Below are 8,281 nucleotides of genomic sequence, written 5' to 3' on the forward strand. Positions count from 1 at the left end.
GCCTTGAGCACGGGCACGTCGATGGCCAATTGGCGCCGAAACTGATCCAACAGAGCCCGCAGCAGTTGCTCTTGCTCCTCAAGGCTAGTTTGGGCAAACCAGGGGTGGAGGGAAGCCAGGGCTGAATTTTGGCAGAGCTCCCTAAGGCCGCGGTACTCGATTTTCAGCAGGCCCACCTGTTCCAAGTTGGGGTGGGTAACCCGCCAGCCGCGCCGCAGATCTTCATAGAGCCGGTATTCGGTTAGCTCGCTAAAGGTCTGCCACACTTCCTCGGCACTGGGCGAGGCAGGGTCCAAAGCCGGGTTTTGGGCAATGTCGGCAAGCTCCAGGCCAGAAGCCCGCACCACTTCCTGGGCCACCTCGTCAAAGCCCAGCTCTTTTTTCTTGAGGAGGGCAGCATAGAGCGAGGCCCGCAGAAGGGCCACATGCACAAAATCGTTGAAGTGGCCGGCCTGCAGGGAGGCGTCCTGGCGGTTGTCGGTAAAAGTCAGCAGCTTGCTGCAAGCGGCCTGGGTTTGCTCGGCATGGCGCAGCAGGGAGGTGGCAAGGATGGTGGTGGCGCTGGAGCGGCCTTCGCTAGAGAGGGAAGCCAGCTTGACAAACTCCCGCTCGCGGCCCCTGTAGTACTCGCCGCAGGCCAGGCACAGGGAAAAGGGGTGGGGCTGCCACCACATCTTCTGCGCCTCCGCCTGGGGGTACTCGGAAAAGGAGCCATCCGGGCGCACCCAGACGGCTTGGGGGACGCGCTTTCCCCAGTCGGTCTTGAGTCTGCCCTCAGGGGTGTACCAGTCTTCGGGGATCTGCTCCAGCGACCACTCGTTGTCAAGAGGATCCAAGCTCAGGTAACCGGCTTGCTGGTCTTCGTCCTGCTCCACCTCTTCTCCCACGGGATAGGGGAGAAACTGATCCTTGGACCTGAGGACGTGGTAGTAGTCCTGCCCACACTGGCGGCAGAACTTGACGGGGAAAAAGAGCTTGCCCTCCCCCGCCTGCATCTGCCCTTCTAGGGAAAATTGCCGCTTTTCCCGACTCTCCAGGGTGGCGTAGAGGGTGCGGCCCTGGGAGATAAACTGGTGCAGCTTGAAGGCCACTCCTCGGCTGTGATCGTCTTTGAGGCTGCTGGCGTGGGCGAGGAACTGGCGCAGCGTTGCCGCACAGTTTTCGCTAGCGGTGCCGGTCAGTTGGGCCAGTTGGGCGGCCACCTCGGAGATCTCCCTGGGCACGCGGCGCTTGAGGCTGCCGTCGGGACTGAACTCTAGGCCCAGCTCGTACTCCAACCAGCGCATCAAGGGGTGGCGGCGCAGGCTAGCTAGGTCGGTGGGCCAGGGGGGATCGAGGGCGGGCTTGAGCTCTTCAGGTGAAGGCGGGCCGCCTTCGCTCAAGGGGGCCAGGGTCTCCTCGATAATCTGCTCCGGTGTGAAGGGATGGCCAAAGAAGCGGCTGGCAAAGTCGGCCACGGTCTGGCGGCGCTCCTGGGCACTGGCCTCGGGGCGGGAGATCATGGTGGCGCTGGTGCCAATGTGCACCAGGTTCTTGGCGGCGCAGCGTCCCTTGAGGCGGCGAACCAGCATGGCCACGTCGGCCCCCTGCCGACCCCGGTAGGTGTGCAGCTCGTCAAAGACCAGAAAGCGCAGGCCGTTGGGGCTGAGGAAGCGCTGATCTTCGGGGCGCACCAACAGTAGCTCGGCCATCACGTAGTTGGTCAGCAGGAGCTGGGGTGGATCCCGCCGCAGGTTTTCCCGCTCGCTTTCCTCGGTTTCGCCGGTGTATTTGGCAAAGCGCAGCGGAAAGGGGCGACTGTAGCGGCGCTCATACCGCTGGCGGAGATCCTGTAAAGCCTGGTACTGGGAGTTCACCAGCGCGTTCATGGGATAGACCACCAGGGCCGTCACCTGGCCTACGGATCCTCCCTGGCGGATCCAGTTGTCGATGATGGGTAGGAAATAGCAGAGGCTTTTGCCGGAACCAGTGCCGCTAGTTACCACAAAGCTTTCCTCGGCCAAGGCTTTGGCGATGGCCTTCTCCTGGTGGCGGTAGAGACGAAAGGGTCTGCCGTCCTCAGAGCGGAAGATGCGGGCTGTTTCTTCAGTAATCCGCCCCGCTTCGGCCAACTCATCAACGGTTGGGCCGGCTACGTAGGCAGGGCTAAGCTGCACAAGCGGCTCTGGCCAGAGGTGGATCCCTTCTTCCAGAGCTTGGTCTACAAACGCCTGTGCCCGTGGGTCGGCAATGAGAAAAAAGGAGCGGACGAAATTGGCGTAGTCCTTTAGAACCCTCTCGTGCAGGTCAAAAATGGTGGCCATCGGGGCTCTCCAAAGCCATTTTGGCTAGGTTAAGCCTAGCAGGTGTTCTAGCGACTGCAAGAGGATCGCCCTGAGGCTTGGGCTGGGAGATCTTAGGGAGAGGAGAGGCGTTGCTCGTGCAGATCTCCCTCCCATTTCAACTTGCCGCGTAAGTTGCGGATCTCGGCTTGCTCGTAGAGCCGAATGAGGGTGCGCAGCGCTTCGTGAATTATCTCGCGCTTGGTCTTGAGGCCGGTTAGCTGGCGAGCCCGCTCGATCAACTCGATCAGCTCGTCATCCAAGACAACGTTAGTCCGCATGGGAAGCTCCCCTGTTTACGCATAATGAAATTAGTGTTGCGCCAGCTTCTCCCATGCCTCTAGCACCAGCCGCCGGGTGCGGTATTCGCCGTATTGACGTATCTCCTTCTCCTTCAGCACGCGAAAGGTTTCGCCGGGGAAGGTGCTAGCAGCAGCGCGGGTAGCGTAGCCAGCCGGGTCGAGCGGGTCTGCCACCTCTTCCCGCGGGTCGAGTATGTCTTCCAGTTCGCGTTCGGTCAAATCCGCCGGGTCGAGGATGTAGCGCAGTTGCTTGCGGGTGAGGCCGTAGAGCCGGGCGTAGTACGCATCCAGTTCAGCGCGGAGGATGGCGCGGCGTTCCTCGTTCCAGGTGAACGGCGGGAAGGGGAAGCCCTCACCCAGTGCTGCGGGCGAGGGGGTCGGGGGGTGAGGTCTAATCACAGCCCGCAATCCTTCGTCTGCCTCTCGCCATACGTCGTCGGCGAAGGGTTTCATGTCCCAGGAGGTGTAGACCAGCTCCAGCACGCGCGGGACGATGAAGCGCAAATCCTCGGGGGTGTAGGCATCCGGCGGCAGGACGGGGAGTTGGCGGAGGATGAAGAATCCAAGCGAAGTACCGCCAATTTTCTGGCGAGTGACAAAATCCAAGACCAGACTGCTGAAATTTGCCAACCATGCTGTAACAAGCACAGCAGATTGGGATTCAGAGAAGATAAGGGGTGCTTTATGTCCCGCCCCCACCCTGGGCAGCAGGCTGAAGATGGCGGTGCGCTCATCCGTAGAACGTGCCACATTCCGGAAGCCCAGCAGCCAGCCGCGTTGCCACTCGCCCAGGCGGGCTGCGACTTCTTCGGCCCGCACCCAGTACCAGGGCTGGACGACGAAGTGCGGGTCGGCGTGCTGGTGCTCATCAGGCGTGGGCAGTTGGGTGCTGCTCCGGTCGCGCACGCCCTCATACGTCCCGTAGCGGTGGTCATAGTGCCAGATCATCTTGGCTTCGTAGAGGGGGAGGTAGCCCTCACCCCCGGCCCCTCTCCCAAGGCTTTGGGAGAGGGGAGAAGGATGCTCGTAGGAATGGGCAGTGACATAGGCAGCAATTTCTTGGAGGACTTGTTCTGTGCGGTCGAGTATCTGGTCATTGGTAAAGCGCAGAATGGCAAAGCCATGTTCGCGCAGGATTTCCTCCCGCAAACGGTCGCGTTCCTGCTGAGTGGGTTCACGGTGCACGGCGCCATCTATCTCAATGATCAGGCGGGCATCGTCACAGAAAAAGTCAGCGATGAATTGTCCAATCGGATGTTGACGTCGGAATTTTCGGCCTAGCAGCCGACGGTCACGCAACAATTCCCAGAGCAGGCTTTCGGCGGTCGTCGCCTCGCGACGCAACTGCCGCGCCCTGGCAATCAGTTCCTGGCTGGCCTTGGGTAATTCGTACCCTCCTTCTCCCGCAGCGCGAGAAGAGAGGTCGGGGGCTGCGATCCTTCCCCCCTCTCCCGCAGCGTGGGAGAGGGGGCTAGGGGGTGAGGGCACAAACACATTCCCCACCAGCCGGTAACCTTGCTTTTCCAGCTCTGCACGGGTGCGGAAGAGGTGCGAGTCGTTGGACATATCGAACATGCGCAGGAAGCGCACGCCCCAAGAGTTTTCTCCCGTGTGTTCGTTAACCAACACCGGCACGCGCTGATAGATGGCGCGGGTCAGGTCGGCATCTTGCCGGGTACGGAAGACCGGCAGGGTGCGGGTGTTGGGGTTGATGCGGGCAATGTCGTCCGCTGTGAGGGTGAAAACGCGACGCGGGTCGCGCAGGTGATCGGCATGGGTGGCGAAGAAGGTGAAGGTAGTGGCGTCGGTTGGGGTGCGGCCGCCGGTGAGGGTGAGCAGGCAGAATTTGTAACTGCGATGTACGCCGGGGAAGAGCGCTTCGCGGTTTTCAAAATCAAACAGGCTAACTAGCTGCCCCTTTTCCACCAGGTCGGCGAAGAAGAATTGGTTGGTGGCGTCGGTGGCGATGCCGGTGGGGACGATGAGGCCGGCTTGTCCCTTAGAGTTAAGGAGGCTTCGCACGCGCTCGGCAAAGACCGAGTAGGTGTTGATGTCCCCGCGGCCGGTGAGGGGGTATTGTCCGCTGCCGCGCAGGAAGCGACTGGCGCTTTCGGCGGCATGCAGGGCGCGCTGATAGGCTTCCCACAGGGCAGGGTTGGTCTGCGGCAGGGCGGCGATCAGCCGTTTGCGGGCGGCGGCGTTGGCGGCGCGGGCAATCTGCGGGTCGCGGACGGCGAAGAACTCTTCTTCCTGCAATTTGATGCGCTCCCAGGGCGGGTTGCCGAGGATGATGTCGAAGCCGCCCTCACCCCCCTGGCCCCCCTCTCCCAAGGCGTTGGGCGAGGGGGTAAGGTGAAACACCTCCGGGAACTCCAGCGGCCAGTGGAAGAAGTACTGCTCGCAGGCCAGGGCTACGGCGGTGGCCAGAGCGCGGGAGTTGGCTCGATTTTGCAGCCGCTCGCTGACTGCTTTCGTGGTAATGGCCGCCGAGAAGTCTGAAGTCAAGTGCTGGAAAAAAGCCGCCGTCCAGAGGTTGCAGGCTTCTGTCAGTTTCTGGTGTTCTGGGTTTTGACAGTAGCGAGTGTAGAGCTCCTGCTTGCGGCGTACGTTGGCTGGCGAGTCGTCCTGGATGGCTTCGAGCTGCTGGAGCTCCTGGCTGAGCTGGGCCACCACTTGGTCCGCCTCAAGAGAAAGAGAAAGCTGGCCCGTTTCCAAATCCCTGCGCTCGGCGCGATTTCGCCTCTTCAGAGAGCGGGCAGCCTCCCTGGAGTGGGCACTCACCGCCTCGAAAGCAGCGTCGGGAAGGCCCTTGTCCAGAACTTTTAGATCCAACATCCCCACCAGCGAGTCGCCGCATTTGATGCGGTGGTCGAGGAAGGTAAGCGGCTTGCCGGCACAATGGGCCTCCAGCCAGAGGGCCACGCGGCAGAGCTCCACTGCCAAGGGGTTTTTGTCCACGCCGTAAATGCAGTGGGCCACCACGTCGCGGATGGCCTCGCGCACGGTCTCAGGGGCAGGCTCCTCTTCCCCGGTGCGAACCTTGGCCAGCTCCTTGCCCAGACGCCGGGCAGCCGCCAGGAGAAAATGTCCAGAGCCACAGGCGGGATCCAGAACTCGCAGCGAGAGGATGGCCCGTTCCTTTTCCTCGCGGCTGGCTGCAGACTTCAGCCGCTCCTGTAGCACCGGCTCTAGGGCCGAGCGGACAAGTTCCGCCACCAGATCTGGCGGGGTGTAGTAGGAGCCGGTGCTTTTGCGTTCGGAGCCGTAGCTGAGCTCAAACTGAGGCGTCGCCTGCGCAGTAAACAAGATCTGGGGCCGGTAGTCGAGCAGGCTTTCGTAGACGGATCCCAGCTCTTCCACATCGAGAGCGGCATAGTTAACCCGGCGCGGCGGGGAGGTCGCGTTTTCTCGGTAGTAGGCCAGATGCCAGAAGGCCTGCAGCAGATCCCGGTTGCTCAGGCTGCACTCATCCAGCTCCAAAGGGGCAAACAGCTCGCCGTTGAGAGGCGCAGCCCCCAGATGCTTTGCCAGCTCTTCCTGGGAGAGCACCCGCCAGAGCACCCGCAGGCTGCACCAGAGATCCTCATGCTCCGTAAAAGCGCTGCGCCGCTCCAAAAGCCGCCGCAGCCGACCCACGCCGTAGTGATCCCGGTAGAGGGGGCTGGCGCTAATTAGCCCCCGCTCCTCCGAGACCAAGAGAAACAAAAAGCGATAGACCAGCCGCAGCAGTTGTCGGTAGAACTCCTCCGGGGTGAGGCGGTTCAATCCAGAAGAGGCCAGCCGCTCCCGCAGTTGGGAGTTTTTGGGATGGGCAAGAAAGCCGTTGGCCAAGCCCTTGAGGCATTCTTCCACCCCATCCCGCAGCCGCTCGCGGACTCGCCCCCCCTGTTCCAGAGCTTGCTGGTAGTACTTCTCCAGCCAACACTCCCGCGCCTGCTCCGCCCTTTGGGGCAGGTGGCTGCGGTGCAACAGGCGAAACAGGATGGCAAAGTCGTTAAAGCGCTGCTCCTCCAGGATCTGCTGCAGGTCAAACTCCACATAGGCCTGCCGGCGCACAAAGGTGCTGTCTCGCAACAGGGGGAGGATCAGCCCGTTGGTGACGATGCCCCAGAGGTGCTCGCTGCGGTTGAGATACTCCTGCAGCAGCGAGTGAGGGGCTAGACGCGGCCTGCCAGTAGGAGCCAGCCGTCCCAGCTCCTGGCGCACCCCCACAATGTGCACCGGCGGAGCGTCCTCTGCTTCGCCAGCTCGGTGGGAGATGGCAAAGGTGGCGCCGTCAATCTCGTAGGCCCGCTGGTTGTAGCGCAGCTCGTAGCCCAGAAGGCTGAGAAAGGGAATGACCCAGGCATCGCGGGTAACCGACGTGGCCGGATCCCCTTCTGGCAGACGGGCCAGCCGACGGCGGAAAACTTCCCACTGGGTGCGGGCATCGGCAAAGACGCTGGCCATCTCCTCGGTCAGGCTGCGCTTGTCGTCTAGCCCAAAGTCTCTCGGCTTCTGGCCCGGCAGCTCGCCGGCCAAAAGCTGCTCCAGGATGTCCGGCCCCAAGAGGCCCCCTTCAAGGCGTAGTGCAGGAAATTGGCTCATCTGGACAGCAGAGGTTGTAGGACAAGAATTCCCAGCAGATCCGGGGGAAACTGCGGCTTAACCTCCAGCCCGCGCACGCGCTGGGAGATAGCCTGTCGGATGCGCCTGTGGGCATCAGCCAGCTCGCCAGCCCGCCGGCAAATGGCCTCCCGGATCCCTTGCTGAAGGGGGTGTCCTAGGCCCCAGTTTTCTGCAGTCGGCGGCCAGGGGCTGAGGCTGTCTAGCACATGCTGCACCAACTCCTGCTTTTCCGCGAGCGGCAGGTTGGCATCTGGCGTGGCTTTGGCCAAAAGCTGGAGCGCTGCCCCAGTTTCCAGCCAGCGGGCTGCGCCTCTTTCCAGGCCAACCCCTCCCAGCACCAGCACCTCCTCCGCCAGCAGAGGCTGAGCCAGCGGCTGCTCCACCAGGTAGCGCACGCGCAGCAACAAGAGGGTGGTGAGCTCGGCCACAGCCCGCGTCCGCACAACCCCGCAGCGGGAGACGACGGCCTCTTCAGGATTATCTAGAGCCTTCTCCAGCAAAAAGTGGGCCAGGGCAGCGATGAGGCGGTGGTTGCGGCCAACGTACTCCGCTCCTTCTGGCGTGGGGGAGACAAAGCTAATCCGCCAGTGTCCACCCTTGGGCTGGGGCAGGGCTGAACGAATGGCCTCCGGCAGGGTTGCCGTGCCCTCTCGGCTGAGGTTGACCTGGAAGACTCCAGACTGCCGGTTAGGGATCACGGCCAGGCCCAGGCGCTGGGCGGCAGCGAGAAAAAATTGCTGTACTGCCTGCGGATCCCCCAGCACGGCGTCTGTAGCCTCCAGTTCCCGCTGCACTTCTTCAGGCTTGAGGGATCGCTGGGCAAAACGGGTGCGGTTGCGCCGCTCCTGCTCGGCAGAGCGATCCCACCGGGCGTGAAACCGGCTCACCTCTGCCATCCCCAGATCCAGCTCCAACTGGCGCTCCCCTGAGCCGGATCCCTGGCGCAAAAAAAGCGCCTCCAGCACCGCCTGGGTAACGCTTTCACTCGCTTCGGGAACAGGCACGTGGGTGCCAAGGGTGCGGCGAATTTCCCGCGCCTTGTCCAGCAGC

At 62.6% G+C, this 8,281-nt stretch carries 3 protein-coding genes and 1 pseudogene; all 4 read right to left on the minus strand.

The features are described from left to right. Positions 1–2,303: DEAD/DEAH box helicase (locus tag NW809_RS08945; RefSeq protein WP_414401966.1), on the minus strand; the 2,303-nt coding region annotated here is incomplete at its 3' end. Positions 2,304–2,395: 92 nt separating this feature from the next. Next, positions 2,396–2,602 (minus strand): type II toxin-antitoxin system VapB family antitoxin, encoded by a 207-nt coding sequence (locus tag NW809_RS08950; RefSeq protein ID WP_011429230.1) that lies wholly within the window; start codon positions 2,600–2,602, stop codon positions 2,396–2,398. Between the two features lie 30 nt (positions 2,603–2,632). Further along, the gene (locus tag NW809_RS08955) at positions 2,633–7,210 is read right to left on the minus strand and encodes a DUF559 domain-containing protein (protein ID WP_414401967.1); all 4,578 of its coding nucleotides are present in this window, start codon (positions 7,208–7,210) and stop codon (positions 2,633–2,635) included. Further along, positions 7,207–8,281 (minus strand): annotated as a pseudogene (locus tag NW809_RS08960) (helicase); the annotation flags it as partial. The gene NW809_RS08955 and the pseudogene NW809_RS08960, both read right to left, overlap by 4 nt.

Origin of the sequence: Synechococcus sp. WC101, assembly GCF_047461555.1 — a bacterium.
Taxonomy (GTDB): Bacteria; Cyanobacteriota; Cyanobacteriia; order Thermostichales; family Thermostichaceae; genus Thermostichus.

Bases quoted from the DNA above. Each gene is read 5' to 3' on its own strand.
- NW809_RS08950 (WP_011429230.1), bottom strand. From the start codon at position 2,602: ATGCGGACTAACGTTGTCTTGGATGACGAGCTGATCGAGTTGATCGAG.
- NW809_RS08955 (WP_414401967.1), bottom strand. From the start codon at position 7,210: ATGAGCCAATTTCCTGCACTACGCCTTGAAGGGGGCCTCTTGGGGCCG.